This window comes from Stenotrophomonas sp. YJH_SMC_79 (assembly GCF_059367995.1).
This window is the reverse complement of sequence record NZ_JCAFRK010000005.1, coordinates 202728-228488: the sequence shown is the minus strand read 5'-3', so window position 1 is coordinate 228488 and position 25761 is coordinate 202728. Positions and strand designations below refer to the sequence as shown.

Below are 25761 nucleotides of genomic sequence, written 5' to 3'. Positions count from 1 at the left end.
TGCAGGCCATGTTGCAGACACCCTCATCCATGCCAGGTATCTCCATGCCCAACGCTCGTCCCGTCGCCATCCTCGGTGGCGTCCGCATTCCGTTCTGCCGCCAGAACACCGCGTATTCGGATGTCGGCAACCTCGGCATGTCGGTCCGTACGCTGGGCGCGCTGGTCGAACGGTTCGGCCTGCACGGCCAGCAGCTGGGTGAAGTGGCGATGGGTGCGGTGATCAAGCACTCCAGCGACTGGAACCTGGGCCGCGAAGCCACGCTGTCCTCCGGCCTGTCGCCGTTGACCCCCGGCATCACCCTGCAGCGCGCCTGCGGTACTTCGCTGGACAGCATCATCACTGTCGCCAACAAGATCGCGCTGGGCCAGATCGAATCCGGCATCGGCGGCGGTTCGGACACCACCTCCGACGTGCCGATCGTCTACGGCAAGAAGCTGCGCGCGCGCCTGCTGGCCGCCAACCGTGCCAAGAGCACCGGCGACAAGATCCGCGCGCTCACCGCTGGCTTCAAGTTCTCCGAGCTCAAGCCCGAGTTCCCGGGCGTGGCCGAGCCGCGCACCGGCAAGAGCATGGGCGACCACTGCGAGGACATGGCCAAGGAATGGAACATCTCGCGCGACTCGCAGGACGAGTGGGCGGTGTCGTCGCACAAGAAGCTCGCTGCCGCTTATGAGCGTGGCTTCTTCAACGACCTGATCGCACCGTTCCGTGGCGTCGAGCGCGACAACATCCTGCGCCCGGATACCTCGCTGGAAAAGCTCGCCACGCTGAAGCCGGCCTTCGACAAGGTCTCCGGCCGTGGCACGCTCACGGCTGCCAACTCGACGCCGCTGACCGACGGGGCCGCCGCGGTGCTGCTGGCCAGTGAGGAATGGGCTCGTGCGCATGGCCATGAGCCGCAGGCGTATCTGCGTGATGCCCACGTGTCGGCCGTTGATTTCGTGCATGGCGAAGGCCTGCTGATGGCGCCGACGGTGGCCGTGCCGGAGATGCTCAAGCGCAACGGCCTGACCCTGCAGGACTTCGACATCTACGAGATCCACGAAGCCTTCGCCGCGCAGGTGCTGTGCACCCTGCGTGCGTGGGAGAGCGAGGATTACTGCCGCAACCGCCTGGGCCTGGACGCACCGCTGGGTCGCATCGACCCGGACAAGATCAACCTGCTGGGCTCGTCGCTGGCCACCGGCCACCCGTTCGCCGCCACCGGCGCACGTGTGATTGCTACCGCAGCCAAGCAGCTGGCAGAACGCGGCGGTGGCCGCGCGCTGGTGTCGATCTGCACCGCCGGCGGCATGGGCGTGGTCGCGATCGTCGAACGCTGATCGCGCGACGTTCCACACATGAAAACGCCGCCCAATGGGCGGCGTTTTTTTGTTGCTCCGGTGGGTGCCGACCGTTGGTCGGCACGCTTCACGGCAACCGCGGGTTGCCGAATTCGTCGCGCTCTTCGTTGGCGTCATACACCGGCGGCTGCACCGCGATCGGCTGCTCTTCCACCGTGGCCCGCGACGGCGCTTCAATGCTGCGCACCAGCTCCACGCTGTCCTCGCCGCGCTGCAGGCGCAGCGCATTGGACAGGCACTGCGCGGCCAGTGCGTGCTCGCCACGCTGCGTGAACAGTTCTCCCAGTGCTTCCCAGGCCGGTGCACCGGCGCCCGCGGCGATGGCCTCGTGCAGGAACGCATCGGCGGCATCCCACTGCTGCTGGCCCAGTGCCACGCGGCCCTGTGCCAGGCGCAGCGCGGCCGAGCTGTCGTGCACGTTGCGCCAGCGCGCGAGGTTGGCTTGTCGCGTGGCCAGGCGCTCGGCCGGCAGGCGGCCATACAGCGCCACCAGTTCGTCGTCCCAGCGATGGTCCAGGGCCTGTTCCAGCGCCAGCAGCGCGGGCTCGTCCCAGTTCAGTGCCACCGCGCGGCTGGCATAGGCGCCGACCACGTCCGGAGTGGGGCGCAGCGCCTTCGGCGTGGCTTCCCACTGCGCGGCCAGCGCATTGACGTCGGCTGCTTCCAGCAGCGCCTGTGCGGCCAGGCGTGCCTCCAGTTCGCTGTTCGATTCGGCCGGCAGCACCTTGCTCTGGCGCAGCGCACCCAGCTGGCCATAGGCCTCGTGTGCGCGCCCGGCACGCGCCAGCGCTTCGGTGCGCAGCCACAGGCCACGCGGCGGCAGTGGCTGGATCGCCGCCACGTCCAATGCGTTGATGGCGTCCACCGGCAGATCGCGCGCCAGCAGCTGTTCCGCACGCAGCAGCGCCTGCAACGTGGCATCGCTTTCGCCCAGGCGCTGCAGCAGCGCCTCGCCCGCGGGGCCATCGGCACGCGCCTGTGCGCTGCGCACGGCATTGGCCAGCGCCACCGCACTCACTTCCGGATCCTTGGCCGCGCCGTCCAGCAGCTTTTCGGCACGCTGCCACTGGCCGTGTTCGTAGGCCTGCAGGCCATCGATCAGGCGTACCCGGCCCTGCTTGCGGCGGTAGCGGCCCCAGGCACGGAACGGTGCGGCAATCAGGCTCCACAGCAGCCACAGCACCAGCACCGCGATCACCGACAGCAGCGCCACCTTCGGCAGGTTGCTGTGGTAGTCGTAGCCGCCGTAGCGCAGCGTCACTTCGCCGAAGCGGTTGAGGTCATCGGCGCCGAGCCATTGCGCGGCGACCACGCCGATGGCCACGGCCAGCAACAGCACGACCAGGGATTGCAGGGGTTTCATGCGGGATTACCTCCGGTCGGTCTGGGTGCGCAGTTGCTGCAGGGTGCTGCCAAGAACGGCGTTGCTGGCCTGCAGCGGAAGCTCGCGCAAGGCCTTCAGTTCAGCACGTTGCGCGCGCAGGGCCGGTGAATCCGGCCAGCGTCGCTGTGCCCAGTGCTCCACGCGTGCCAACGCGGTATCGCGGCCGGCGCGGTCGCCACGTTCGATCGCGGCGCGCGCCAGGGTCAGTTCCAGTTGCAGTGCATCGTCGGCATTGCGGCGTTCGGCAGCGGTCAGCGGGCCGTTCTGGCGGCTCGGTGTGATGTCCACGAACGGGGCCAGCGTCGATTGCCACCACGGTCTTGCGGTGTCGGTCGCAGCGTTGCCGGTTACCTGCGAGGGCAACCCCTGCAGTGCCCTGGCCAAGGCATCCAGCCGCTGCAGCGACTGCACGCGCGGGCCGGCGCCCAGCGCATCGAGCGCATCGCGCTCCTGCACCAGCGCCTGGCGCAGGTTCAGGCCCTCGCTGTCGGGCAGATCGGCCAGTGCGGTGGCAGCCTGCGCGTACAGACGGCGCGCGCCGTCCACGTCGTCGGCGTAGTTGAGGCGCTGCGCGGCCTGGGTCAGCAGCAGCTCGGCCTCATCGCGCTGTACCGCCTGGCGGCCCTGGTTGGCGCTGTCGGCCAGCTTGGCCAGGTTCTCTTCCAGTAGTGCACTGCGCTGCGAGAGGCCCAGCATCTCGTCGCGCAGCACGCGGTTGGTGGCCGCCGCATCCTGCAGGCGCTGGCTGGTCGCGCGCTGGTCACGACGCAGCGCGTCCAGCGTGGCTTCCAGGCCCTGCAGCTGCACGGCGGTGGTCTGCGCCTGCGCGTGCTGTTCTTCCTGTTGCTGCTGCCAGAAGTACCAGCCGGCATAGCCGCCCGCACCAAGCACGACCACCCCGGCCAGCGGCAGCAGCCAGCGCACGGGTCGATGGGGTGGAGCAGCGGGCGGAGTGTCGTTCATCGGGCTTCCTTGTCGGCTGTGTTGCCAGTCGGTTCCGGCAGGCCGCGTTGTGCACAGCATCACTGTTGCCGACGGCAGCGGCAAGCGTGACGCACGTCCCTGTTCAGGTCGCTGCCGGGCCGGTGAGTGTGGCGTGTGCAGCGGCGACCAACTGTTCAGTGGTCGGACCGGCACTGCGCACGACCCGGTGCAGGCCCAGGTCGCGAGCCTGTTCACCGAGCCGGTCGCTGGCGACCACGATGCTGGCGTGTGCCCGCAGACGCTGCTGCAAGGCAGCCGGAATCTGCCGCCAGAAATGCTGAAGCGCTTCGCCACTGCTGACCGCAAGCACCCAGGGAGACGCTGAACGCGCCAGTCGGGCCAACACGCGTGGCTGCAGGCCCAGCAGGCAGCGCTGGTAGACGTCTGCGCGTTCGAGGGTGGCGCCGGCCGCCTGCAGCTGCGCGGCAATCAGGCCGCGTCCACCGGGAGCGGTGACCAGGCCGATGCGCAGGCCCTGCACCTGCGCCAGAACCGGCAGGGCGAGCAGGCCTTCGCTGTCCATCCGCTGCGGTGCATGCACCTGGTCAATGCCCTGCGCCCGCAACGCGCGCGCGGAGCCTTCGCCCACCGTCAGCCAGGGACTGCGCTGCGCGTCGGCCAGCGGCAGCAGCGCGGCGGCTGCGGCCACCGCAGCCGGGCTGGTGAACACCACCCGATCGCAGTTCAGCGCGCGTTGCAGCTGGCGCACCACTGGCGTGCCCTGCAGGCGTTGCAAGCGCCAGGGCGGCAGGGCCACTACATGCCCGCCCAGCCCAGCAACGGCGCGGCGCAGCGCCGCATTCTGGCCCCGCGGGCGCAGCGAAATGAAGGTCCAGCCCGCCTCGGAACCGGCAGCGCCAGTGGGTATCGTATGGTCGGCCATTGCCTGCATTATGCGGGCCCTTCGTTGTCGTGGTCGCTGCTCCGATGTCCGTTGATGCCCTGACTTCCTCGTTGGCCGCCCTGCAGGACGTGCTGGACTGCATGCCGGCGGTCCGCGCCATGCAGATCCAGCTCGACGGCTATGCCGACGGCGTGCTGCGCATCACCGCGCCGCTGGCCGCCAACGTCAACGACAAGGGCAATGCCTTCGGTGGCAGCCTGGCCTCGGTGCTGACCCTGTCGGGCTGGGCACTGGTCAGCCTGCGCCTGCGCCTTGCCGGCCACGATGCCGAGGTCTACGTGGCCGACAGCAACCTGCGCTACCTGGCCCCGGTCTACGAAGACCTGCATGCCCATGCCGAAGCGGCCGAAGCCACCGGCTGGGATGCCTTCCTGAACACCTTCCGCCAGCGCCGCAAGGCCCGCATCAGCATCATCGCCACCCAGCCCGGTGCCGATGGCAAGCCGGCCGCCGAGTTCAGCGGTCGCTTTGTTGCCTTCGCCAAAGGGTAGGATGGCAGGCTGACGTTCTGGGGAAACCACCGATGCGCCGCCTGATCCAGTTCCTGATCTGCTCCCTGCTGCTGGCCAGCGCCGCAGCCTCGGCCGACGACCTCAGCCGCAAGCAGCGAAAGCTGCTGGAAGAGACCCAGATCGCTTACGGGGCGACCATCCGCTGGGGCAGCATGGACGATGCCATCGGCTACCTCGACCCCAAGCAGCGCAAGGAAAAGCCGCCCACCGAGTTCGAGCTCAACCGCTACGCGCAGCTGCGCGTGTCGTCCTACCGCGAGCGCAGCAGCGCGGCGCTGGAAGGCGGCCTGGTCGAGCGCCGGGTCGAAATCGGGGTGATCAACCAGAACACCCAGGCCGAACGCACCGTGATGGTGGTCGAGCGCTGGCGCTGGGATCCGGAGGCCAAGCGCTGGTGGCAGACCGCCGGCCTGCCGGACCTGTGGAAGGGGCAGTGACGGGCCGCGTCCGGCTTGTGCGACAATCGGCGCCCGCTTAATCGACCCGTGACCTGAGTGAATTACGAAGAGTTGCTGGCCTTTGCAGGCCGAAACCCGATGCTGTCCGCGGCCCTGGTCGGCCTGACCGTGGCCATCATCGTCACCGAGATCCGCCGCCTGTTCCGGGGCTTCAAGGGCATCAAGCCCGCCGAACTGACCCAGCTGATGAACGCGGGCGGCACGGTGGTGGTCGACCTGTCGGCCAGCGGTGACTTCGAGAAGGGTCACATTGCCGGCAGCCGCAACGCCCAGGCCAGTGCCTTCGGCCCGGACAACAAGCTGGTGGCCAATGCCAAGCAGTCGCCGGTGGTGCTGGTATGCCGCAGCGGCAACGCCTCGGAAACCGCCGCCAAGGCACTGAAGAAGGCCGGCTTCGAGAAGGTCTACGTGCTCGACGGCGGCATTCCCGCCTGGCAGCAGGCCGAGCTGCCGCTGGTCAAGGGCCGCAACTGATTGCCGCAGGTGGCGGATCCGGCCTTGTATGGGCCTGATCCCGCCCCCATCGCAGTAGTTCGACCATCGTTTTCATTGCATTCATTGGAGTTACTGGAAATGTCCGAAGAGATCACCAACGGCGCCGCTGCGCCGGTCGATGCCGCTACCGGCCCTGCTTTCACCGTCGAGAAGATCTACGTCAAGGACGTCTCCTTCGAGTCGCCGAATGCTCCGACCATCTTCAACGACCAGGTGCAGCCGGAGCTGCAGCTGAACCTGAACCAGCAGGTGCAGCGCCTGGGTGAGAACGCCTTCGAAGTCGTGCTGGCCGTGACCCTGACCTGCCAGGCCGGTGAGCGCACCGCCTACGTGGCCGAAGTGAAGCAGGCCGGCGTGTTCGGCCTGGTCGGCCTGGACCCGCAGTCGATCGACGTGCTGCTCGGCACCCAGTGCCCGAACATCCTGTTCCCCTACGTGCGCCAGCTGGTCAGCGACCTGATCCAGGCCGGCGGCTTCCCGCCGTTCTTCCTGCAGCCGATCAACTTCGAAGGCCTGTACGCAGAAACCCTGCGCCAGCGCCAGGAGCAGGGCGACGCACCGTCGCTGGCTGACTCCGAGCCGGCTGGCAACGCCTGATTCCTGCCGCGACGTCACGGATGAGCACTACCGCTGACAAGATCGCCGTGCTGGGCGCCGGTTCCTGGGGAACCGCGCTGGCCAGCCTGCTCGCACGGCACGGTCATCCGACCGTGCTGTGGGGGCGCGATGCTGCCGTGGTCGAAGCCATCGACCAGCGCCACGAGAATCCGCGTTACCTGCCGGGCATCCCGCTGCCGGACAGCCTGCGTGCCACCACCGACCTGGCGTCGGCGGTGGAGGGCGCGGCCTGGATCCTGGTGGTGACCCCGTCGCATGCCTTCGGTGAAACCGTGCGTGCGCTGGCGCCGCTGCGTCCGGCCGGTGCCGGCGTGGCCTGGGCCACCAAGGGCTTCGAACCCGGATCAGGCCGCTTCCTGCATGAAGTGGCGCGCGAAGTGCTGGGTGAGGACGTGCCGCTGGCCGTTGTCACCGGGCCGTCGTTCGCCAAGGAAGTGACCCAGGGCCTGCCGACTGCGATCACCGTGCACGGCGACGTGCCCGAGTTCGCGCAGACGGTGGCCGAGGCGATGCATGGCCCGGCGTTCCGCGCCTATACCGGCGACGACATGGTCGGCGCCGAGCTGGGCGGCGCGATGAAGAACGTGCTGGCCGTGGCCACCGGCGTGGCCGATGGCATGCAGCTGGGCCTCAACGCCCGCGCCGGCCTGATCACCCGTGGCCTCAACGAGATGCTGCGCTTGGCTGCTGCGATCGGTGCCAAGCCGGAAACGCTGATGGGCCTGGCGGGCCTGGGCGATCTGGTGCTGACCTGCACCGGCGACCTGTCGCGCAACCGCCGCCTGGGCCTGGCCCTGGGCCGCGGCCAGACGCTGCAGGATGCCGTGCGCGAAATCGGCCAGGTGGTCGAGTCGGTGCAGACCGCCGACGAAGTGATGCGACAGGCACGCCGTCATGGCATCGACCTGCCGATCTCCGACCGCGTGCGTGCGGTGCTGCACGGCGAGCAGACGCCGGAAGAAGGCCTGCGCGCATTGCTGGCGCGGGAACAGAAACCGGAATACCCGGACACGCTGTTCAAGTGAATCGAAAAACCCCGGCTACGTGCCGGGGTTTTTTTGTGCGCGCCCCATCCACGGATGGCGTGGATCTACGACGGAACCCGCCTCTGGTAGCCGCCAACCTTGGTTGGCGCCCGATAGCGCCGGGCCATGCCCGGCGGCATTCATCACCGCGCCCGCGGCGGCGCGTTGCCGTTGTCCATGTCCGAGAAGATCAGCCACGGCCCGTCACCCACGCGCTTCAACGTGAGCGTGAATTTGCCGGTATCGCCCGCGTTGTTACCGTAGCCGTAGGCACCGATGATGTAACCCGTATTCCGCTCCACCGCATACGCCAAGGCACGCAGCCGTAACGGGCTGCTGCCCTGGCCGGTATACGCGGCCTCGATCGCGCTGCGCCCGCGCACCGGCGGCTGGTTGCTCTGCAGTACAAAGCCATCCTCGGTGAACAGCGCCGCCAGTGCCTTGGCATCACCTGTGCGCCACGCCTGTTCGTAGTCGCGCAGTACACGGTCCAGCGGTGCGGGCAGGGCTGCATCCGGGAGAGGCTGTGCACGCTTCACGCCTTCTGCATCGTGGGCAATTGCCGGCGATGCCAGCAGCAGGGCACTGGAGAAAATCATGGCGAGTCGTGTGCGGCGCATGCGTCCAGGCCCTGGCGATGGTGGGAAGGCTTCAGACGCATCCTAGCGCGCCGCTGGTTAGAATCTCGCAGGCGCCCGCGCGGCTGCATGCACCGCAGATCAGACAAGGACACGGAATGAAGATTCGAATCACAGGGATGGCGATGATGGTCGCACTGCTGGCGGCCTGCGGACAGGCACCGGCACCGGATGCAGCACCGGCCGCACCGGCACCGGCCACCGAAGCACCGGCCGCCACAGCGACGGTGGTCGAAAAGGAACCGTCCATCGAAGACGGCGTGGACCCCTCGGTGTGGGACAACGAAGGCGAACCGGAAGACCCGAGCGCCGGCGGCGAACTCACCTGTGCGGACAACCCGCTGGCGACCCATTTCTTCACCCTGGTGGGCGGCAACACCGTGGACGACTGCGGCCGCAAGGACCCGAAGGTGCTGGCCGCGTTCAACGCCCTGATGAAGAACACGGCCGCGGCCGAATCCGCCGACAAGGAGATTCCGTCGCTGCGCGAACGCCTGTTGAGCGGGCCCAGCGGACCTGGCGAGCTGGTGGTGCTGCAGGGCGAGCCGTGGTGGTTCTACACCGCCTGCCAGGCCCACGACTGCCCCGGCACCGCGTTGGCGATGCTGTATTCGCCGACGGAAGCGAAGATGGTCGGCCGTCTTACCGCGCGCTGCCGTGTGTGGTGGCTGGGCGAGCCGACGGCGGAACAACGCGCGCAGATCGAACAGGGCCAGCCACTGCAGGATGCCGCGTTGACGGAAGACAGCGCGCTCTGCGAGTGATGTGGCGGGCGGGCTCTGTGCCGTTCGTCCTGTTCTTTCGCCCGGAAACCGGCTGCTAAGATTTCACACCAGCCCGTTGCCCATCGGCCTCCCTGCATGGCTTTCTGGACCGTCGTCTTCGCCATTGGCGCCGCGCAGGCCGCGCTGCTGGCGTTGGCCCTGTGGCGCCGCCCGGTCAATGCAGGGGCGAACCGTGTGCTGGCGGTGTGGATCGCACTGATCGGCATCGATCTTGCGGTGAAGGCAGTCTACTGGGATCCGTCCTACCCCACGGCCGGCAAGGCGCTGCGGTTCGTCGGCCTGTTCCCATTCCTGTACGGCAGCCTGTTCTATGTCTACGTCAGTGTCCTCACCGAGGCGCGGACCGCACGCTGGCGCGACAGTGTGCATCTATCCGGGTTCATCATCGTGCTGGCCCTGCACGCAGGTTTCTTCCTGCGGGGGCTGGTATCGGCTGAAGGCATCCATGCGCGCTTGCTGACGGGCATCGCGGACCTGGAATGGATGCGGCTGAACATCGTGCTGTACGCGTACAGCCTTTCCTATGTGATTGCCGGTCTGCTGCGTGTCTGGCGTTACCGGCGCGGTTTGCTGCAGCGACGTTCGGATGCGGACCGGATGTCGCTGCACTGGATCGACGCGATGGCGATCTCGCAGATTGCCATCTGGTTCGTTGCCACCCTGCAGTGGCTGGTGCGGATCCCCTGGATCGACTATCCGCTGATCTACGGCCTGGTGGCGGCCTGGGTTTTCCTGATGGGGTATTTCAGCCTCACCCAGGTGGCCGTGGTGGTGGAGTCGGTCATTGAACCCCCGCCAGCGCAGCCCGACACGGCGTCGAGCGCTGACGCCCCGCGCTTTGTCGATGTCGAGGTGCGCCTGTCGCAGCTGATGACCGATCAGCAGCTGTACCGCGAACCGGCGCTCACCATCGGCCAGCTGGCCAAACGCTGCGGCTACCCCGAATACCTGGTCTCGGTGGTCATCAACCGCCGCTTCGGCGAGAACTTCTGCGACTACATCAACCGCCAGCGGATTGAAGCCGCCGCTGCCCATCTGGCCGATGGTGCTGACGCCCGGACCATTCTGGATATCGCCTATGCCTGCGGCTTTACCTCGAAATCGACGTTCAACGCGGCGTTCAAGCGCCGGCTGGATGAAACACCCAGCGTCTTCCGCAAGCGCCATGCGATGTCTGGCGCCCCGGAATCACCGAGCCGCTGACAACGCCGTGGCCGATGAGCGCCGCGGCCATCGCAATACCAGTTCGCAGACCGTCAGGTTGAACAACCAGCAGCCGCAGGCGGCGGCCAGATAGACCGGGGCGAAGGGTAGATGCAGCACGCCCAGCCCGATGCCCAGGATCAGCCGGAACGATATCGCCGACGCGGTAAGAGCGATGCTGCGCCACATCCATTGCCGGTGCCTGGCCAGGTTGCCGGCCAGCGCGTGGCCGACGCCGATGCCGGTTGTGGCCAACCATGCCACGGCAAGCAGGCCAAAGGCGATGCCGGTAGGCGCTCCACCTTCGGCGTGGAATGCCAGGGAGAGGCCGGCCAGCCCGGCAATCAGCACCCCGCCCGCATACAGTCCGCCACTCAGCCGATGCAGGCGGGGGACGTACCGCTGGATCCATCCGTTCATCTGCAACGGCGCCAGCAACAGGGCCAGCCCGCCGCCGAAGAGGTGGGCGGGAACATCCAGGCCGGATGCTGCGAACTTCATCTGCAGGGGATTGTCCGCGTGTGGCTGGCCGTACAGCACGGCGAAGGCGTAGGCCGCCACGGCGGCGCAGAGCAGGGTGAAGACCAGCCCGGCCGTCCAGCGGGCGGCCTTGGGAAAGCGGTGTGGCATCTCGGAACCTCCTTGGGGAAATGGAGGCCCGAGCATGGGTACGACGAGGCGGAAAATCGTCCAGATCGGCGGAGTCGTACATGGGACCGGTGGAGGAGTACGGCCAGGGTGACCCGTTGACAGTGGCAACGGTGGCTGGCTGTGCTCGTTCGCTGTTTCAGATGGTCAGGCCCGGGGACCGGTGGGAAGCTATGATCAGCCAACACCGGAGCATGGAAGGACTGTCGAGCCCATGAAGATCGAGTCCATCTCTCCCATCCTTTCAGTAGACCATCTCGCGGAGTCGATAGCGTTCTACCGCAGCGTGCTCGGATTCGAACTGGCATGGTCGTGGGGCGATCCAGCGGACATTGCCGCCGTCTGCCGCGACGGGGTGGAGATCACCCTCACGCAACAGGCCGATAGCAAGCCTGCAGGCGCGGCACATGTCTATCTGGGCATATCCGGTATCGACGACTATTACGAAACGCTTGCGGGCTCGAACGTCACGATCATCGTCCCCATCGGGGACAGGCCCTACGGCATGCGCGATTTCCGCATAGCGGACCCAAGTGGCAATGAGCTCAGCATCGGGCAAGTCATGGAGAACAGGGACAACGCCCGTTAGCGTGCATTGCCCATTACTTGCTCGCGCGCCGCGCGCCTTTCTCGTCTTCGTCCTTTGCATCCCCACGGCTCTGCGCGAACTCCGGGAACGTCTTCGCGATCGAATCCTTGTCCGGCAGGATGTAGAACACACCACCCTTCTCGAACGTGGACTGCACGATCTGCTCGTAGAACGCAGGTGTGACGTTGATGCAGCCGTGCGTAACGCGGTTGTCGTCCGGCGAAGGTGATGCCAGCCGTTCGGCGCGCTTCTCTTTCGGGGTGCCTGGCGGAAGCGGGTGCATCGAGACGGCGGAATCGTAGTCCACCCACAGCACGCGACCGGCATCGTCGGAGGGGCCGTAGCCACCAATGAAACGGCCCGCCGGGGTGGTGCGGTCATGGCCTGGAATCGCACTCAGCGCGAGCTTGGCAACGCCGGGCGCCGAGTGATCGCCGATGGCCGAACCGAACAGCGCCGGTGCCGCGCCACGCAGCTTGCCGTCTCCACCGAAGACCAGTACCTGCGCGGCCGCCTTGTCCATGATCGCGAACGGATAACCCTGGTTGTCCTTGCTGGCGACCACCCAGCCGGCCAGCTCGATCACTGTCTCGGAGACGCCCTGGTCAGCGGGAAGTTCATCGACTGCGGCCACCGGAGGTGCAGGTGCGTCCTTGTCCCTGGCATTGGCTACGCCGCTGCACGCAACGACCAGTGCCATGGCCAGTGCGGCATGGAGGGCGCGGCGTGCAGGGGAGGAGGAAGTGCGAATGGGACGGCTCCTTGCAATGCAATCTTGGTGGAAGGATGCCAGTGGCCGGTGAAGGCCACTGGTTCCCGATACAGAGGTGGATCAATTCAATCGGTGAGGGAGCGATTAACCGCGCGGCTTGCGGCCGGCAGGTGCCCTTTCAAGCTGCTGCACGCGGCCTTCGATCTGGTCCAGACGCTGGTTGGCCTGCTGCGCCGACTGGTTGGCGGACTCGGCACTCTGGGCGGCGCCCTGCACCTTTACATCGAGCTGGTCGAGACGCGAGTTGATCGTTGCAAACTCGTTCTTGTAAGAGGCGCAAGCGCCAAGGCTCACGGTGGCGATGAGCGCCACGCTGAGTGCACGGGCCATCTTCATGTGTTGCGAGGTCAGTTTCATTCCACTCCCTCCTTCGTCTGGGGAAGCTGGAATATAGCGGCGTTTGTTCCCGGCGCTACCAAGCGCTTTCAGCTGGAATTTGAGTACGTGGATGGGCTGTGAAGGCCTGCAAATCAACAAACCTTAACAAGCGGGATCAAGCGAGCTGATCTGCATCGGCGTATCGCCTTGTGCCTGTTAAACATCACCCATTCACCTGCATGAAGCCGGCATCACGGCATGCGCGTCTGCGTGCTTTCGCCTGCTCCGCACGCAGGTTGCCATCCACTTGCTTCCAACAGCGCTGCAGCGTTTCCAGGCTGGACATCCAGCAGTTCGGCGATGGCGTTGCGCGTGTCGGGCGCGCGCGCAACATAGGCATGGGCGATGCGGTAGCCGATCCAGTAGCCGAGATCTCCGCGGCGCGCGTCGTCGCCGGGGCCGTTGTACAGCCACCTCGAAAGATCGGTACCCATGCTGTCCTGCAGGAAGGCGCGCTCCAGCGCACACTCGCGACCCTGCGTCCAACGCTGCAGATGTGCGTTGGCCGGTTGCCCGGAGATCCGTTCGGCCACGTATTCGGCACCGCCTTCCAGCAGCGTCTGATAGAGCAGGGTGGGCTGCTCGACGTCCACACGTGCACCGGGCTGTTGCACGTGCACGTACTCATGGGCGATCAGGTGCACGAAGCGGTCACTTACATCGGCCTGCATCCAGTCGGCGTTGCACAGCGCTTCCAGTCCGATGACCACACCTGCTTCGGTGGTCACGCCACCACTGTTGCCGCGGCCCACCAGTACGGTGACCGGGGGAAAGCGCGCAGATGGCAACAGGGCGCCCAGTTGATCGACGGCAGCGGCGACGCGCGTGCGGATCGATGGCAATGCTCTCGCGCAGGTTCTCGCTTTCGCAAACAATGCCGGCTTGTCCTGGATGGCCCTGGCCAGCCGCTCCATCGAGCCGATACGGCTGTCGGTGAAGCTGCGCAGGGCATCCGTACCCGCATCCAGATAGCCGTGTTGCAGATCATCGGCGCTTGGGCGCCCGTGGTTGGCGTCCAACACCTTGAAGAAGCGCGTGACATCGTCTGTCTGTACGACGATGTGCCCGGCAGCAACGACGTGATCAGCTGCCTGTGCCTGCAGCAGCGCGACCGGCGAGGCGATCAGGATCAGTGCCCGCATCAGGCATCGAGCGTGGTGAGCGTTAGAAGCCGACAGCAATGCCATGCGGAGTTCCCTGAACGCCAGCCTTATTTATACACCAGTCAGTTCAATATTCAGGGTTGATTAGACCCCCTAACGGATAATTCACACCTGTCGACCGCCTCCTCTCTCTCCCCCTCCCGGGAGGCGGTCGACGAAACCAAAATAATTAAAGGTGTGTCCCGATGAACAAGAATTCGCTGCTTGCCCTGGGTCTTCTGGCTGCTCTGCCGTTCGCTGCATCGGCAACCGATGGCCTGTCGTACAACTACGTTGAAGGCGGCTACGTGAACACCGATGCCAAGGGCGGCGACGCCGATGGCTGGAAGGTGAAGGGTTCCGTGGCGGTGCACCCGAACTTCCACATCTTCGGCGACTACAGCGCGCAGGAGACCGACAAGTTCAAGAATGACGTCGACCAGTGGCGCATCGGCGCCGGCTACAACTACGGCATCGCACCGAACACCGACCTGGTGGCTCGCGTTGCGTACCAGAAGTACGACATGAAGCATGGCCTGGACTTCAACGGCTACTCCACCGAGGTTGGCGTGCGCACCGCGTTCAACCCGTACGTGGAAGGCTACGTGATGGCCGGCTACGAGGACTACACCAAGAAGCACGGCATCAACCCGGACGGCGAGTTCTATGGCCGTGTCGGCGCCACCGCCAAGTTCAACCAGAACTGGGGCCTGAGTGGCGAAGTGAAGCTGGCCAAGGCTGGCGACCGCGAGTGGTTCGTGGGCCCGCGCTTCACCTGGTAACAAACGCCTGTCGTTAGTGCGTGTTGTGCTGGCGTGTGACTCTCTCTCTCCCACACGCCAACCGAAGCCCGGCCTCGCGCCGGGCTTCACTTTTTCCGGGACCCCTGAGGCATCGGTAATGCGCGGGCATACTGTCAGCCCACCGGATAGCAGATTCCGCATGCAGACCTCCCTTTGCGCATACGTGCAGCAGGCCGATGGCAACACCGTGCAGGTGGTGTTTGTGGATACCGCCGCGCAGCCGGCGCTGGGTGCGCTTGGTTTTCAGGGCGTGCCGCCGATCCTGCATGCCTCTGTCGCCGACGATGCCGCCAAGGCCCGCATGTTCGTCGCATTGCGCGATCTGGGCGTGGCCTTCTCGGCAGGGCGCGAGTGGTGCCCGGGCGAGGTGTTCGCTTGGCTGCGCGAGCGCGGCCTGCTGGAAGGCGCGTACCTGCGCATCGCCTGGACGGGCACGCAGCAGTTCCAGTTGACCCGGGCGTAGTGCGGCGCTGCTGGCGGCGGAACGAGAACCGCTCCGGCCGCGCGCGGGTGGTTCGGCTATGATCGCCCGCACATCGCCACGCGATGCGCCCGCCTCAAGCCAGCAGGAACCGCCGTGAACTCCCAGCCCGCACCGATCACCGCCCTCAATCACACGCTCGACAACGAGCCGCAGCAGATCACTGCGCCGCTCACCCATTCGGCGGCATTCCTGGTGCTGAAGGTGAAGGATGACGAGGCGTCGATCGCCAAGGCACGCGAGGTGCTGGCCAGCACCGATGATCTGATCAAGAACACCGCCATCCGCGAGATCGAGCGCACCTTTACCTGCAACGTGGCCATTGGCCACCGCGTGTGGCAGCCGCTGGTCGGCACCACGCCGCCGCGCGAGCTGAAGCCGTTCCGCGAGATCAAGGGTGCGACCCACACGGCCGTGTCCACACCCGGTGACCTGCTGTACCACGTCCGTGCACGCACGATGGATCTGATCGTGGCGTTCGAGCGCAACCTGCTGATGGCCTTTGGCGATGCGGTGGAAACGGTCGATGACGTGGCCGGCTTCCGCTACTTCGATGGCCGCGACCTGCTCGATTTCGTTGACGGCACCGCCAACCCGGAAGGGCTGTCGCTGCCGGAAGCCACCATCGTGGGCGAGGAAGACCCGGAGCATGCCGGTGGCAGCTACGTGGTGGTGCAGAAGTACCTGCACAATCTTGATGCGTGGCGCGCACAGAAGACCGAAGCGCAGGAAGCGATCATCGGCCGCACCAAGCACGACAACATCGAGCTGGACGATGCGCCGGCCGATGCGCAGAAGTCGCACAAGACCCTGTGCACCATTGAAGACGCCGACGGCGAACACGAGATCCTGCGCGACAACATGCCGTTCGCCAACCCGGGCCGTGGCGAGTACGGCACCTACTTCATTGGTTACACCCGCCGCCTGTGGGTGATCGAGAAGATGCTCGAGCGCATGTTCATCGGCAATCCCGCGCCGCTGCACGACCGCATCCTGGACTTCTCCACCGCCACCACCGGCGTGACCTTCTTCGCGCCCTCGCGCAAGGCGCTGGCCGACCTGGGCGATTGATCGCGCCGGGCCATCACGGCCCGCCATCTGCCTGTCATCTATGGCGCCGACCATGGCGCGCTGGATGGGAGTGCAGGAGGCAGGCGATGGCCAAGACTGGGAACGGGACCGGCGTGCGGCGCTGGTGGCGGCCACTGGCCGCGTTGTTCGGCGCGTTGGCACTGGGGAGTGCCAGCGTTTCCGCGCAGGATGCCCCTGCGCACTGGATGGCCTACGCCGCCGCCGTGGGTGGCCAGCTGCAGCAGCGCCTGCAGCAGGAACAGGATCCGCAGGCGCAGCGCGTGCTGGAATGGCTGCAGGCACATCCGGATGCACCGACGCCGTTGCCGGTGAGCGTGTGGATCGCGGCGGATGGTCGCATTTCGAAGCTGGAATTCGACAGCCTGGGTGATGCCCAGGTCGACGCCGACCTGCGCGCGACGCTGCAGGCCGCGCCGTTGCAGGCGGCCCCACCGGCCGACATGCGGCAGCCGCTGCGGCTGGGCCTGCTGCTTACCCAGTAGATCCACGCCATGCGTGGATGTGCCTGGTAACCGACCGTGGTCGGCAGGCGCGCGCCAACCACGGTTGGCGACTACCGGTGTTCCTCAGCCACGCATGGCGTGGCTCTACTGCGTTGCCACCTGCGGCTCGCGCGCGGCGGCGCTCCATGCGCGCAGGCCGAACACGGCCAGGCCGAGGAAGAACACGTACAGCGCGGCGGTCACGTGCAGCGACTTGAACAGGTAGGCGCCGACGTAGACCACGTCCACCGCGATCCACACCCACCAGCAGGCCACGTGGCGGCGTGCCTGCCACCACTGGCCAACCAGGCTCAGTGCGGTCAGCATCGCGTCCAGCCACGGCAGCGCAGCGTCGGTGAAGGTGTGCATGCCGGCTCCCAACGCCACGCCACCGCACAGGCCGATGGCCAGGTCGCGCAGCAGCTTGCCGCGCGCCAACGGCACGATGCGGATGCTGCCTTCATCGGCAGCATGCTGGCGCCAGTTGAGCCAGCCATAGACCAGGAAGCCACCGAAGGCGACCTGCAGCAGGGTGTCCGAGTACAGCTTGGCCTCGGCGAACACCACGCCATACAGCGTCACCGACAGCAGGCCGACCGGCCACGCCACCAGCCGGCGCTTGGCCATCAGCCAAACGCCGAGGATGCTGCACAGCGCGGCGGTCCACTCCAGCATCACGCCGCTCACAGCGCGAACGTCACCGACAGGCGGGCCTGTCGCGGTGCGCCGGGGAACAGGTAGTAGTCACCGCCGCTGCTGCCGGTATCGCGCCAGTAGAAGCGGTTGAACACGTTGTCCACCGACAGGTTCCAGGTCACCGCGCGCTCGTGCAGGCGATGCTGGAAACGCAGGCCCGCGTCGAACACCGAGTAGTCGGGCGCGCGCACGCCACCGTCGGCGCGGGCCACGTTGGCACCGGCATAGCGCCAGCCACCGGTCACATCCAGGCCCTGCACGAACGGCAGCGCATAGGCCACGTGCACGCTGGCGCGCACCTTCGGCACGTTCACCAGTTGATGGCCTTCATAGGCCGGTGTGCCGGTGTCGCGCGCGCGCGCCTGCAGCACGCTGGCGCTGGCCACGATCTGCAGCGCATCGGTCAGCTGGCCGTTGGCGGTCAGCTCCAGGCCGGTGTGGGTCTGCGTGCCTTCCTCAACGAAGGTGTAGCCGACGTCGCTGTTGTCGGGCTTGGCGTACTGGTACGGCTGCGAAATGCGGAACACCGCCGCGCTCAGCGTCAGTGCTTCGACCGGCACGTACTTCACGCCCACTTCCAGCTGCCGGGACTGCACCGATGGCAGGAAGGTATCGGCGTTGCTGGTCCAGAACGGCGCTTCCTGGCCCAGCGAAATGCCGCGCACGTAGCTGGCATAGGCGTTGAGCTGGTCGGTGGCCTTCCACACCACGGCGGTCTGCGGCAGGAAGCGCGACAGACGGCTGTGGCGCTGCGGGGTGCCGCGCTTGTCGTAGGCGCGCTCGTCCAGGCGCACGAAGCGGCCGCCGGCCAGCCACTGCCAGTCGTCGCCGAAGCTCATCCGGTCCAGCGCGAAGAACGCGGTCTGGCGGCTGTCCAGGCGCCGTGCGGACGGCCCCGGCATCTTCGGCGACGGCACGAACACCTGCACCGGTGCGTCGTGGATGTTGCTGGTGCCGACGTACTCGTTGACGCTCGGGCGCTTGTCCACGGTGCGGCGGAAGTAGTCGGCACCGAGGGTCAGCTCATGGCCGACGTTGCCGGTCTCGAAGCGGCCACGCAGTTCGGCACGCGCCTGCTGGTTGCGGCGGGTGTCGTCCGGGCTGCGGTAGTCGTAGACGTCGTAGTCGCCATTGGGCGCGAAGTAGTTGCCCGGCACGCTGCCATCGGCGCACTGCGTGGCGTAGTAGCAGCCATAGGCGAAGGCGACGTTGTCATCGATCACCGACCGGCTGTGGCCCACCGACACGCGCGACTGCCAGGCGTCGTTGAAATCATAGGTGTGCAGGGCGGTGATGTTGGTGCTGGCGATATCCACCGGGCGCTGCCACGGCTGGTAGCCGAGCAGGTGCTCGCGGTCGACGCCGCGCGGCAGGTCGCGCGCGCCCAGCAGCTGGTAACCCGACACCGAACGCTGCGAGCTGGTCTGGTAGTTGGCATCCACTTCCAGCTTGCCGCGCTCGCCGATCAGCCAGTCGGCGGCCAACGAGTAGAAATTGCGGCGGCCATCGGCGTGCTCGACATAGGAGTTGCTGGAATCCCACGCGGCATTCAGGCGCAGGCCGAAACGCGGGGTGATCCAGTGGCCGACATCGACGGCGACGTAGCGCGAGCCTTCCGAATCGGTGCCGAGCGTGGCAGTGCGTACCTCGGCCGGGCGCTTGCCGATGTAGTTGATGATGCCGCCCGGTGCCATCACGCCTGCGGCCAGGCCGGCTTCGCCCTTGAGGATTTCCACCGACTGCACATTCTCCAGCGCCAGGCGCTGTTCGCCGGCGATGGACAGGCCGTTGAAGCGGTAGCCGGTGGCGGCGTCCAGGGCGAAGCCACGGATGGCGATGTTCTGGTAGTAGCCCACCGGCGCGTAGGCATCGCCCAGTGAGGCATCGTTGCTGGCCAGCTCGGACAGCGAACGCACCTGGCGGCGGTCGAGGTAGTCACGCTCGAGCACGTTCACCGAGGCCGGCGTGTCCTTCCAGGAACCACCACCGAAGGCATTCACGCGCGAGGTATCGGCCTTCGGTTTGCCGGCCTGCACGCGCACTGCTGCCAGTTCGGTCGGCGAGCGTTCGGCGCCGGTGGCAGCCGCATCGGGGGACGCTTCGGCGTCGCTGGCGTGCAGCGGCAGCGCGGCGCAGAGGGCGAGGGAGAGCAGGGTGGGGCGCAGGCAGCGGTTCATTCGGTTCGTCTTCGGACAACAAGGGAGACGAAGCGACGGCGCGCAGGTGCACCGGCCCATGATGGGGGTGTGGCTGCGGCTCAAAGCTCCCTACGCCGGTGCAAACCGGATCAGGTTCCAAGGGACTCTCTCAGCCTGGCAGATCCAGGCACCCCCGCTTCAGGTGACCATTTCACTACAAATGGTACGGATTTGCGAGCCGGTGCCCTTCAGGCTGCGAGGTCAGATCCCTTTCCGCAGGAAAGGGATCTGACCCCAACGGTGTCCCAACCGGGTCACGCTACGGCGTGCAGCGCCTGCAGCAGTGCCTGTCCCGGCGCGCTGTGGAACCATGCCGGATGCCCCAGCATGAAGGGCTGCCACGCTACGTCGGCATTGGCGGTCGAGCCGGTGACGCCTTCGAAGTACTCCACTTCGGACAGTGCGAAGTCGAAATGGACCATCGGCAGCAGGTCGGCCAGCAGGCGCACGCGTGCCGCCGACAGCGGCAGCACCTGGCGATAGCCGTCGAGCAGGGCCAGCGCGATATCGATGCGCACCGCCTCCATGCCGTGCTCCAGTTCCAGCCACGCCACCGCGTTGCGCTCGATCGCCGTGGCGAGGTCGAACAGCGCGCTGGTGGGCGAGGCCAGGCCGAAATCCAGCACGGTACTGATCTGCCCATCGCGCCACAGCAGGTTGGAGACATGCCAGTCGTTGTGCGCCCACAACCGTGGCTCGTCGCGCAGGCGCTGGGCCAGGCCGGCATGCCACGGCAGCACGTCGCGCCGCAGCTGCGCTTCCCATGGAATGCGCGCGAGATAGCGGGCCAGCCCGGGGCGCTCGTGCAGCCCTGCCTTGATGGCCGCGATCGGATCGTCGGCACGGATCAGATCGTCGCGCGCGACCAGCACATGGGTGCTGCGCTGGGGCGCGTGGTAGCTGGCCGCAGCACGGTGCAGCTGCGCGAGTGCACGCCCGGCCTCGCGGGCCTGCGCGACGTCGGTCAGCAGCGACCACGACACGGCATCGCGGTACAGGTCCTCGCCGACGCCGATCGCATGCAGCTCGAAGGTCCATTCGCCATGTTCGACCGCAGTGCGGCCATCGGTCGCCGGCAGCACCTGCACCACCGGTACGTCCTCTGCGGCGAGATGGGCGATGAAGCGGTGCTCTTCTTCCAGGCAGGCCGCGCTGCGCACGCTGTGGTGATGGCGCTTGACGAACACCGCGCCGTCCACGCCGTCGACGATGGCGGCGGCCGACAGCGGTCGCGGGCTGTGCCAGCAGGGATGGCTGTGCTCGTCCAGCTGCGGGTAACGCGCACTCAGCCACGCAATGTCCGCCGCGCTGATCGGCGGCCAGTCGGCAGCGACCTCGTCGTTGTTGAGGCCCTGCACGCGGTGGGAGGAAGAAGTCATGCCGCAGCCCCAGTGGGGAAAGTCACATCCAAGGCTGCGCATTCAACGCCATGCGCGCGGCCAACGCAAACGGGCGGGTCATCGACCCGCCCGTGCCTGCATCAGCTGCGATGATGCCGTCGCGCCGCTTACCAGCCGCGATGGCGGCCGCGGTCGTTGTAGTAGCGGTTGTCGTAGTAGCGCTGGCGCTGCCAGCGACGGTCGTCGCCACGGTCGTAGTAGCCGCTGCGGTAATAGCCACGATCGTAGCGGCGGTCGTAGCGGTTGTCGTAGTAACGGTTGTCGTAATAGCGACGGTCGCGGCGGTCGGACGTGGTCAGGTTGCCGATCGCGCCGCCGGCCACGGCACCGCCGACAGTGGCAGCGGGATCACCGTTGGAGAGCAGGTTGCCGGCCACGCCACCGACCACGGCACCGACCAGGGTGCGCTTGTCCTTCCTCGACATCGCGCTGGCATCGCTGACCACGGCAACACCGGCCACCAGTGCCAGGGTCATCGCCAGACCACGGAAGCTGAGTGTGGAAGTACTGAGCATGTTCGTTCTCCTGTGGGGTGCATGCCACGCTGGGCAGGGAGGGCGCGGGCGCCCCGGCTGCCGTGGAGACCACGCTGACGTTCCAACATTGCCGGAACATTGCCTGGCCCACCGTGCGGCTTGCGCATTCATCTAGCGGCAGGCGGCATGAAGCAAGGCTGAAAGCGGCCGCGGCCGCTCAGCTGGCAGAAAGGGAAAGGGCCGCGCATGGCGCGGCCCTTCCCTGGTCTGCAAGGCGCCGCGGGCTCAGACGCCCATGGCCTTCTGTGCCTGCCGGGCCTGCTCCTGCTGGGCGTCCTGCTGCTGATGCAGCACGTTCGGCGCGCCCTGCACGGCACCGCTGCTGAGCGCCAGGCTCTGCTCGCTGGCTGCACGGGTCTCCACCGCCACGCGGCTGGCGGCGGGGTCGCCGATCGTGCCCTGCACGGCAAACAGGCGCTCACCGTTCGGGCTCGGCACCACCGTGTCGATGCGCTGCAGGCCGGCGGCATGCGCCTCCTTGGTCAGGGCCGCGGCGGCGCTTTCCAGCGCGTGGCGATCCTTGAAGGTGCCTGCCGGCATCAGTTCCAGCCCCTTGCTTGCCTGGATGAAGAGCGGATTGCGCGGGTGCCGTTCGTCGTTCAGCAGCGGGCGCTCGCGGGCTTCCCTGATTGCCTCCAGCGTCTTGGCCCCGACAATGCCGTCGGCCACCAGGCCGTTGTCCTTCTGCAGCTGGCGCACCGCCGCGTCGGTGTTGCGGCCGAAGCGGCCATCCTCGATCAGCGGCTTGCCGTCGGCACCGACGTAGCCAAGGTGGCCCAGTTGCTCCTGCACTGTGCGCACGCCCTCGCTGTGCGCGCCCTGCTTGTACAGTTCGGCGTGCGGGGTGGCAGCGGCCTTGTGCTCGGCGGCCGGCTTGCCCTGGGTCTGCTCATGCGACTGGGTGCGGTTTTCCAGCAGGTCGCGCGCCTTGGACAGCGGGTCGGAGGCGTACAGCTTCCAGTTCGGGTGGTCCTTCACCTGCTTGAGGTAATCCTCGATGGGCATGGTGTGCACGCCCTTGCTGCCGGTGGACTGGCTGATCAGCAACTTGTCGGTGTTGGGGTCGCGCACCACCATCACGATGTGGTCGATGCCGTTCCAATGCTCGTGGCGGGTCTTGGCCGTATCCAGGCCGATGATCATGCCTTCCTTCAGCGCATCGGGCTTCAGGATCGCGTCGCGGTCAAGCAGCACGCCGGACTGGTCGAATGCCTTGCGCACGATGCCACCGGAACCCAGGTTGCCCAGGTCGATGCGATCGGCCTTGCTGAAGACCGCATGCCCGGCCTTCTGGTTGATCTCATCCATGGTCCGGTTCTGCAGCGTGCCGACCCAACCGGAACAGTCGATGTAACCCTGTTCCACGTTCTTGCCGCTCTTGCCCGGCACATGCAGCGCGTGGCCCGGAATATTGATGGCGTATTTGACGTGGTCGTACTTCACGCCGGCCTCGTAGGCGGCCTGCAGTTCGATGCCCGGCTTCGGCGCGGCGGCGGCCGAAGCGGTCGCCGCCAGCGCGGCTGCACCGGCTGCCACGGCGGCGCTGGCCTGCACCGGCGCTGCCGGGGTCTGACCCTGGCTCTGGCCTGGGGCCACCGTCTGCGGGGCGATGTTCTTTTCCGGAATGCTGATCGCCGCGTACTTGTGGATGTAGTAGCTGGAGAAGGTGCGCGCCAGGTCGCCATCGTTCATGCCACGCATCTCGGCCAGAGTGTGGCCGGTGAGCGCTTTGGCATCGGAGCCGATCTGGTTGAGTACGTTGCGGCGCATGTTGATCTCTTCACCATGGCCGTTGCGGACCACGCCGAAGGTGCCGGTGGCGATCGCGGTCTGCACCGAACCATAGCCGGCGCTGCCCTGCTGGTGGGCCAGGTACAGGTCCAGGCCGGTCGGCGTACTGCCGCCGGACAGGTACGGGTGGCCGGTGCGTTCGTTGCGGCGTGCCATCGAGTCCAGGTTGTCCTGGTACATCTGTGCGGCCGCTTCGGTGTTGCGGGTCGGGTCGAACTCGTGGCCGGTCAGGTGATACTGGCGCGCGGAGCCGGGCACGAACTGGAACAGGCCCTTGGCGCCGGACGAGGTGTTGTGGGCACGCTCGTTGAAGGTGCCGCCGGTCTCGATGTGCGCGAAGCGCATGAAGTCATCGACCGGAATGCCCTTGTGCCGGGCGACCTGCTCGACGATGTCCAGGACTTCCTTTCTGCTGTAGTCATGCTGTGCCATGACGTCTTCCTCGGGGTTGATGGAGCGGCGCGTGCCGCGAATCGCCAACCGGACTCATCCATGAGTCAAGAACATGTCGGTCAACAGGGAACCCGCGTGTGGCGGGTGCTATCAGGGCGCGATGTACTGCTGGGTCGCGCTGTCGAAGGTGTAGTGCACGGCATCGCTGGCAGCCAGCGCACGGGTCTTGCCCGGGGCGTCGATGGTGGTGCCCTTGAAGGTCACGGTCAGTCGCGGCAGGCCATTGCCGTCGGCAGCGAACGCCAGTTCGCCATCGCTGTCGGTGCAGGGCATCACGTTGCCCTCGTCGCAGGCGGTGCTGTTGTCCTCGCCGGTGCGCACCGAACCGACATAGCGCCAGACCTTGCTGTCCACGTCGTCTTCGCTGCGCTTGGGGTTGAACAGCAGCAGTGCATAGCCGGTGCTGCTGATGCCGCGGTCGAAGCTGCTGGTCGGCACCGCCAGCAGCAGGCGGCCGTCTGCGGTGCGATGTTCAAGCGGCTTGCGCCGGGTATCCACATCGTCGGCCTTGTCATAGGCGCCCAGTGCGCCGATGGTCCATTCCTGGCCACGGAACTTCCAGGGCTTGTTCGCATCGCTGCCGGCCAGCACGAAGGTGGCCTCGGCGAGATTGGCGCGGTCATCCGGGCCGGCTGGCGACTGCTCGCCCGGCTTGCCGTAGTGCTCGCGGGTATCCCAGGAGAAACCCGTGTAATACGTGGTGCCGTCGAGGGTGAAGGTGTGGCCGAACCAGAAGGTCGCCACACTGCCGTTCTGGACCTCGTAGGAGGTCGCGCCATCACCGTCCACCTGGTAGGTGAAATACATCACGGTCGGCGCGTCGGGCGGGGTGACCGCGGTGTCGGGAGAGGTGTTCTGCATCGGGGCAACATCCTGTCGGGGCGCATCGGCAGCCTGCACGGGGGCACCAGGCTGGGAGGACGAGGGGGCCGGATCGGCGGCGCTGCAGGCCGCAGCGGAAAGAGAGACGAGCAGGCACGCCGCGAATGCGCGCAGGGGCCGCAACGGCAGGGTCCAACGTAGCTCGGGGGGGTGATGCATGCGCCTCTCCATGGTCAGCGTTGCCGGGCCAGACGGCCGGCAGGAAACCGCACCCCATCCACCAGGGACGGGAGCGAGGACATGAGCCGGCCGATTCCTTCGACCTCGCATTGAAAACCCATGCCGGGTCATCTTGGCACAGAACGGCGGCCGGTCAAAGAGGGCGGTGACAGATGCCCTTGCAGTGTGATCTGGTTCTCAGATCTTGCCGTCGCGCAGGTAGTCGAACAGCTCGGCGTCGCCCTTCAGGCCCAGCTTGAGCATGGCGTCGCCCTTCTGCCGGCTGATGGTGCTGACGCTCTTGTGCAGCTGCAGCGAGATCTCCTTCACCGTCATGCCGGTGCCGAGCAGCCGTAGCACTTCCACCTCGCGTGGCGACAACGGCTTGCCGTCGCCCTCGCGCATGCGCCAGCTGCCCGCAGCCTCGACCCGCTCACGCAGGCTGCGGCTGATGTAGGGCTGGCCCCGGTAGACCGCCTGGATGGCCTGCGGCAGTTCGTCCATCGACGAGCTCTTGTCGACCAGACCGAGCACACCGCTGTCGAGCACCATGCGCAGGATCGCCAGGTTGTTGGAGACGCTGAGCATCAGCACCGGCAGGTCGGGGTAGCGGCGGCGGATCATGCCGATCATGGCGAAGCCGTCTGCCTGTGGGCTGCCCGGCATGGAATAGTCGGTCACCAGCAGGTCGCAGGGGTGGCTGCCGAGCAGGGCCATCAGCGCCTGCGCGCTGTCGGCTTCACCGACCACACGACCGACCCCGCTCGATTCGATGACGGCGCGGGTACCGATACGGACCACCGGGTGGTCGTCTGCGATGATGATGCGCAAGCTCATGCTCTAGTATGACCACCGGGCAGGCCGGACCGCGACCATCGCGGACCCTGGCAGGATTCTAGGAGATCGA

The 25761-nt window shown here is 66.9% G+C and carries 28 protein-coding genes and 1 riboswitch; of the genes, 13 read left to right on the top strand and 15 right to left on the bottom strand.

The genetic code is table 11. The features are described 5' to 3' along the window. Nucleotides 1-29: 29 nt before the first annotated feature. Nucleotides 30-1325, top strand: coding sequence for an acetyl-CoA C-acetyltransferase (locus tag AC5P57_RS18645; protein WP_099551602.1), 1296 nt, complete (start codon nucleotides 30-32; stop codon nucleotides 1323-1325). An 88-nt stretch (nucleotides 1326-1413) separates the two neighbouring features. On the opposite strand, the gene AC5P57_RS18640 is transcribed toward AC5P57_RS18645, so the two are convergent. The 3 genes from AC5P57_RS18640 to AC5P57_RS18630 all read right to left on the bottom strand — a co-directional run bounded on the left by AC5P57_RS18640 (nucleotide 1414) and on the right by AC5P57_RS18630 (nucleotide 4606). Next, on the bottom strand, nucleotides 1414-2709 hold the full coding sequence (locus AC5P57_RS18640) for a heme biosynthesis HemY N-terminal domain-containing protein (RefSeq protein WP_099551601.1): 1296 nt from the start codon (nucleotides 2707-2709) through the stop codon (nucleotides 1414-1416). 6 nt (nucleotides 2710-2715) lie between these two features. After that, nucleotides 2716-3693 carry a uroporphyrinogen-III C-methyltransferase gene (locus tag AC5P57_RS18635; RefSeq protein WP_099551600.1) on the bottom strand — a complete coding sequence of 326 codons (978 nt, stop codon included), beginning with the start codon at nucleotides 3691-3693 and terminating at the stop codon, nucleotides 2716-2718. A gap of 103 nt (nucleotides 3694-3796) precedes the next feature. Then, nucleotides 3797-4606 carry a uroporphyrinogen-III synthase gene (locus tag AC5P57_RS18630; protein WP_099551599.1) on the bottom strand — a complete coding sequence of 270 codons (810 nt, stop codon included), beginning with the start codon at nucleotides 4604-4606 and terminating at the stop codon, nucleotides 3797-3799. Between the two features lie 35 nt (nucleotides 4607-4641). On the opposite strand from AC5P57_RS18630, the gene AC5P57_RS18625 reads away from it, so the two are divergent. The 5 genes from AC5P57_RS18625 (at nucleotide 4642) to AC5P57_RS18605 (ending at nucleotide 7726) form a co-directional block, all read left to right on the top strand. Continuing rightward, complete coding sequence (locus AC5P57_RS18625) at nucleotides 4642-5109, top strand: YiiD C-terminal domain-containing protein (RefSeq protein ID WP_005407593.1); 468 nt, start codon at nucleotides 4642-4644, stop codon at nucleotides 5107-5109. A 32-nt stretch (nucleotides 5110-5141) separates the two neighbouring features. Next, nucleotides 5142-5567 carry a hypothetical protein gene (locus AC5P57_RS18620; RefSeq protein WP_049429838.1) on the top strand — a complete coding sequence of 142 codons (426 nt, stop codon included), beginning with the start codon at nucleotides 5142-5144 and terminating at the stop codon, nucleotides 5565-5567. Between the two features lie 57 nt (nucleotides 5568-5624). Further along, nucleotides 5625-6062 (top strand): rhodanese-like domain-containing protein, encoded by a 438-nt coding sequence (locus AC5P57_RS18615; RefSeq protein WP_004153552.1) that lies wholly within the window; start codon nucleotides 5625-5627, stop codon nucleotides 6060-6062. A gap of 99 nt (nucleotides 6063-6161) precedes the next feature. Further along, complete coding sequence (gene secB / locus AC5P57_RS18610; protein WP_004153553.1) at nucleotides 6162-6680, top strand: protein-export chaperone SecB; 519 nt, start codon at nucleotides 6162-6164, stop codon at nucleotides 6678-6680. 20 nt (nucleotides 6681-6700) lie between these two features. Further along, a complete protein-coding gene (locus AC5P57_RS18605) occupies nucleotides 6701-7726 on the top strand; it encodes an NAD(P)H-dependent glycerol-3-phosphate dehydrogenase (RefSeq protein ID WP_005407597.1) in 1026 nt (341 codons plus the stop codon). A 143-nt stretch (nucleotides 7727-7869) separates the two neighbouring features. Here AC5P57_RS18605 and AC5P57_RS18600 read toward each other — a convergent pair whose 3' ends face one another. Then, nucleotides 7870-8325 carry a YybH family protein gene (locus AC5P57_RS18600; protein WP_142807942.1) on the bottom strand — a complete coding sequence of 152 codons (456 nt, stop codon included), beginning with the start codon at nucleotides 8323-8325 and terminating at the stop codon, nucleotides 7870-7872. Between the two features lie 137 nt (nucleotides 8326-8462). On the opposite strand from AC5P57_RS18600, the gene AC5P57_RS18595 reads away from it, so the two are divergent. Then, on the top strand, nucleotides 8463-9128 hold the full coding sequence (locus AC5P57_RS18595) for an inhibitor of vertebrate lysozyme family protein (RefSeq protein ID WP_262235862.1): 666 nt from the start codon (nucleotides 8463-8465) through the stop codon (nucleotides 9126-9128). A 96-nt stretch (nucleotides 9129-9224) separates the two neighbouring features. Then, a complete protein-coding gene (locus tag AC5P57_RS18590) occupies nucleotides 9225-10352 on the top strand; it encodes a helix-turn-helix domain-containing protein (RefSeq protein ID WP_142807940.1) in 1128 nt (375 codons plus the stop codon). Here AC5P57_RS18590 and AC5P57_RS18585 read toward each other — a convergent pair. After that, nucleotides 10338-11018, bottom strand: coding sequence for a DUF2306 domain-containing protein (locus AC5P57_RS18585; RefSeq protein WP_495219751.1), 681 nt, complete (start codon nucleotides 11016-11018; stop codon nucleotides 10338-10340). The two genes, AC5P57_RS18590 and AC5P57_RS18585, sit on opposite strands and share 15 nt — an antisense overlap. Before the next feature lie 196 nt (nucleotides 11019-11214). Here AC5P57_RS18585 and AC5P57_RS18580 point away from each other — a divergent pair, with 196 nt between their 5' ends. Next, nucleotides 11215-11589, top strand: coding sequence for a glyoxalase superfamily protein (locus AC5P57_RS18580; protein ID WP_099551594.1), 375 nt, complete (start codon nucleotides 11215-11217; stop codon nucleotides 11587-11589). A 13-nt stretch (nucleotides 11590-11602) separates the two neighbouring features. Here the strand turns inward: AC5P57_RS18580 and AC5P57_RS18575 are convergent, their stop codons facing one another. From AC5P57_RS18575 to AC5P57_RS18565, 3 genes are all read right to left on the bottom strand, one after another. Next, nucleotides 11603-12289: a hypothetical protein gene (locus AC5P57_RS18575; RefSeq protein ID WP_099551593.1), complete on the bottom strand. Its 687-nt coding sequence runs from the start codon at nucleotides 12287-12289 to the stop codon at nucleotides 11603-11605. A gap of 156 nt (nucleotides 12290-12445) precedes the next feature. Then, nucleotides 12446-12718, bottom strand: a complete 273-nt coding sequence (locus tag AC5P57_RS18570; protein ID WP_012509703.1) for a hypothetical protein — start codon at nucleotides 12716-12718, stop codon at nucleotides 12446-12448. A gap of 212 nt (nucleotides 12719-12930) precedes the next feature. Beyond that, complete coding sequence (locus AC5P57_RS18565) at nucleotides 12931-13881, bottom strand: DUF2268 domain-containing putative Zn-dependent protease (RefSeq protein ID WP_262235946.1); 951 nt, start codon at nucleotides 13879-13881, stop codon at nucleotides 12931-12933. Between the two features lie 206 nt (nucleotides 13882-14087). Between AC5P57_RS18565 and AC5P57_RS18560 the strand changes: the two genes are divergently transcribed. The 4 genes from AC5P57_RS18560 (at nucleotide 14088) to AC5P57_RS18545 (ending at nucleotide 16739) form a co-directional block, all read left to right on the top strand. Continuing rightward, nucleotides 14088-14663, top strand: a complete 576-nt coding sequence (locus AC5P57_RS18560; protein WP_099551591.1) for an OmpO family porin — start codon at nucleotides 14088-14090, stop codon at nucleotides 14661-14663. 160 nt (nucleotides 14664-14823) lie between these two features. Then, nucleotides 14824-15147: a hypothetical protein gene (locus AC5P57_RS18555; RefSeq protein WP_134528812.1), complete on the top strand. Its 324-nt coding sequence runs from the start codon at nucleotides 14824-14826 to the stop codon at nucleotides 15145-15147. A gap of 114 nt (nucleotides 15148-15261) precedes the next feature. Then, nucleotides 15262-16236, top strand: a complete 975-nt coding sequence (locus AC5P57_RS18550; RefSeq protein WP_099551589.1) for a Dyp-type peroxidase — start codon at nucleotides 15262-15264, stop codon at nucleotides 16234-16236. Between the two features lie 86 nt (nucleotides 16237-16322). Further along, nucleotides 16323-16739, top strand: a complete 417-nt coding sequence (locus tag AC5P57_RS18545; protein ID WP_099551588.1) for a hypothetical protein — start codon at nucleotides 16323-16325, stop codon at nucleotides 16737-16739. A gap of 105 nt (nucleotides 16740-16844) precedes the next feature. Here AC5P57_RS18545 and pnuC read toward each other — a convergent pair whose 3' ends face one another. From pnuC to AC5P57_RS18510, 7 genes are all read right to left on the bottom strand, one after another. Beyond that, the gene (gene pnuC / locus AC5P57_RS18540; protein ID WP_262235849.1) at nucleotides 16845-17414 is read right to left on the bottom strand and encodes a nicotinamide riboside transporter PnuC; all 570 of its coding nucleotides are present in this window, start codon (nucleotides 17412-17414) and stop codon (nucleotides 16845-16847) included. A gap of 8 nt (nucleotides 17415-17422) precedes the next feature. Next, nucleotides 17423-19612 (bottom strand): TonB-dependent siderophore receptor, encoded by a 2190-nt coding sequence (locus AC5P57_RS18535; RefSeq protein ID WP_262235848.1) that lies wholly within the window; start codon nucleotides 19610-19612, stop codon nucleotides 17423-17425. Nucleotides 19613-19682: 70 nt separating this feature from the next. Next, a riboswitch (TPP riboswitch) is annotated at nucleotides 19683-19778 on the bottom strand. Between the two features lie 109 nt (nucleotides 19779-19887). Next, a complete protein-coding gene (locus AC5P57_RS18530; RefSeq protein WP_262235847.1) occupies nucleotides 19888-21012 on the bottom strand; it encodes a phosphotransferase enzyme family protein in 1125 nt (374 codons plus the stop codon). A gap of 128 nt (nucleotides 21013-21140) precedes the next feature. Continuing rightward, nucleotides 21141-21548: a glycine zipper 2TM domain-containing protein gene (locus AC5P57_RS18525; protein ID WP_262235846.1), complete on the bottom strand. Its 408-nt coding sequence runs from the start codon at nucleotides 21546-21548 to the stop codon at nucleotides 21141-21143. Between the two features lie 246 nt (nucleotides 21549-21794). Continuing rightward, nucleotides 21795-23792: a peptidoglycan-binding domain-containing protein gene (locus tag AC5P57_RS18520; protein ID WP_142807931.1), complete on the bottom strand. Its 1998-nt coding sequence runs from the start codon at nucleotides 23790-23792 to the stop codon at nucleotides 21795-21797. Nucleotides 23793-23903: 111 nt separating this feature from the next. Continuing rightward, complete coding sequence (locus AC5P57_RS18515; protein WP_262235844.1) at nucleotides 23904-24674, bottom strand: hypothetical protein; 771 nt, start codon at nucleotides 24672-24674, stop codon at nucleotides 23904-23906. 378 nt (nucleotides 24675-25052) lie between these two features. Next, nucleotides 25053-25691, bottom strand: coding sequence for a response regulator (locus tag AC5P57_RS18510; protein ID WP_099551582.1), 639 nt, complete (start codon nucleotides 25689-25691; stop codon nucleotides 25053-25055). Nucleotides 25692-25761: the final 70 nt, after the last annotated feature.